At 25.6% G+C, this 2346-nt stretch carries 1 protein-coding gene and 1 pseudogene; both read right to left on the bottom strand.

The genetic code is table 11. The annotated features are described in order from the left end of the window. Window positions 1-343: 343 nt before the first annotated feature. On the bottom strand, window positions 344-1801 hold the full coding sequence (locus KJQ97_RS09125; protein ID WP_214120650.1) for a hypothetical protein: 1458 nt from the start codon (window positions 1799-1801) through the stop codon (window positions 344-346). Window positions 1802-2134: 333 nt separating this feature from the next. Continuing rightward, window positions 2135-2346, bottom strand: a pseudogene (locus KJQ97_RS09120) (methyl-accepting chemotaxis protein); the annotation flags it as partial.

The following is a 2346-nucleotide window of genomic DNA, read 5'->3' as shown; positions in this document are numbered from 1 at the left end:
CACCAGTAGTTATGTATTTTACACAGAATATAATATCATTATGGGGTGTTATATTAGTTGTGCCTATAAGCTTATATGTAGTATCTAAAACTACACAGATTGCAAAAGAGCAATTTAAAGAATTTGATAAATTAGAAAAAGGAGAGAAAAATGGAAATACTAACTAATTTAATTGTAGGATGTATATTTCTAGTAGCTATGTTAATAGCAATTAAACTCCCTAAAGACCAAAAATAAGTTCTTTATAATTTTTTATAATGATACATTGTTTAGCTTTATGTTCAATATGTTTATCTAAGCTCTAAATCTAAAAGAATTTAGAGCTTTTTATAAAATGTTTATATCAATTATTTTTTATTTTATTTATAAAATGGATTTTATCCCCTTTTCTTACAAAAATAACATTATTTTTGCAATTTAATGTGTATGCACCTATTTTAAAATCTTCTAATTTTAAAGAGCAGTTTTTAAGTATGGTATCTGAATTTTTTTCAACTACTTCTTTAGCCTTTTCTATATCTTTTGCACCAACAAATCCTATATAACGCTTTTGATTATCTTCTATTTTGTAAGTATGTAAAGCATCATCAGTCTTATTAACCTTATCATACATAACAATACCAATATATCCATTAGAATGATTAGGAGTTCTTAATATATAAGCAGATATATCATGATAAACACTGCTTGTTTGTGCATAGTTTTCAGGATATGCTTTGTATATTAATTTATTTATATAGCCTCTTTGTTCAAACGGAATTTTTTCATATTGACTTAAATCTTCAGATTTACTAACTACTTCATAATAAGCAGAAGGCATATTGTTATAAGTTGAATATGAATTTTTAGGATCATTTACATATCTTTCTAATTCCCCATTAAATGTCTTTTTAAAAGTAAATGGCTTAGTATTAGAAACACACGATATAGTATAATCCCCGAACTCGCTTATACCTTTGCCATATTTAACACTTTCTAATAAATAATCTCCTAAAAGCATTACTTTATTTTCAGTAGTATCTCCTACAATATAAGGAGTCCCATTATATCTAGCTTTGCAAATATGGTATAGTGGTAAAATTCTATAATAAAATCTCTTATCATTTGTTTTTCTGTCAATACCTGCATCTCTTTTTACCCAAGCTACTTTATTATCTCTTTCATCTCCGTAAAGATAATAATCATCTCCATTTACATAAGGAGCGTTTTGTGGAGTGTGGAATTTAATTACAAATAAGGCAGTAATTTCTTTTCTATACTCGCCAATAAATCTATCACTATCATCTATAAAAGAATATTCTCCAAATTTATTTGTAATTTCAAATGATTTATCCCCTGCTTTGCATTCAAAATATCCATCAGAAATCTCATAAGGCGAATAATTATCCTTTATTTTTACAAACTCATCAACTTGTGGCTTATCATCATTAAATAATGCCGGATTATGTCTTAACATAGAGCTAAAAACTTCTTTTTTAATTACACTTTTACCACCAATTCCTTGACAATATCTGTAAGCATGATGATATAAATTTAGCGATTGGTCATTAAGAATAAGGTTGTCATATTGTAATAATACTTCATTGCCTTTAGAATAAATAGTTCTTATAGGTTTTTTAGTGCAATATGAGTGAGGACCATGTCCAAAGCAAGGATTTGGATACTCATAATTATTTAAATATTCCGAAAAACTTTGATTATTAGTAGGTTGTGGTATTTCAGGAATATTATAAACCCCACCATATTTTCCACAAGCACAGAACATCAGTGCAACACTTGATAATAAAATTGTTTTTTTCATTTTACTTCCTTTTTTTAAAATATTATATAGCTCAATGCTATTTCTTTCATATTTTAAGTTAAAAATTATTAATATTTAATTAAATTAATATTATTTAGTTTAATACTTTTTAGTATATTATGTAAAAATAGAAATTATTGTTATTTTTATCTAAATATCATAATTGTTACAATATATTTTGTTAAAGTTTTTTAATACAAAACAAATACAATCAATTAATAAATAATAAGCTGGAAAAACTAGTAGTGAGTTTAAATTATTTGCATATTTTAAAATATTATTAGAAACTAGCATACTAATTCCTAATAATAAGTTTATTTTTAAGCTAATGAATCAAGTTCTAAATTCATTTAGCTTTTTGTTTAGTTGTTCTGTCATCTCACTTAGATGATTTGCTGCTCCTGCTATTTCTTCTACGCTTCTTGCGTTTTCATTAGTGATAGTATTCATATTATTTACTCCACTTAATATCTCGCTCATATCTTTACTTGTGCTTATATAATCATTTACAGTTGCTTCACTAATTTTTACAGCTTCACTCATTA

This window comes from Campylobacter sp. 2018MI01, from assembly GCF_018501205.1.
In the GTDB taxonomy this organism is placed as follows: domain Bacteria; phylum Campylobacterota; class Campylobacteria; order Campylobacterales; family Campylobacteraceae; genus Campylobacter_E.
Note: the sequence above shows the minus strand (reverse complement) of the source record. Positions and strands in the feature narration are given on the sequence as shown.

What these genes read in the sequence shown, in the direction of transcription:
- KJQ97_RS09125 (WP_214120650.1), bottom strand. Translation starts at nt 1,801, where the DNA reads ATGAAAAAAACAATTTTATTATCAAGTGTTGCACTGATGTTCTGTGCT.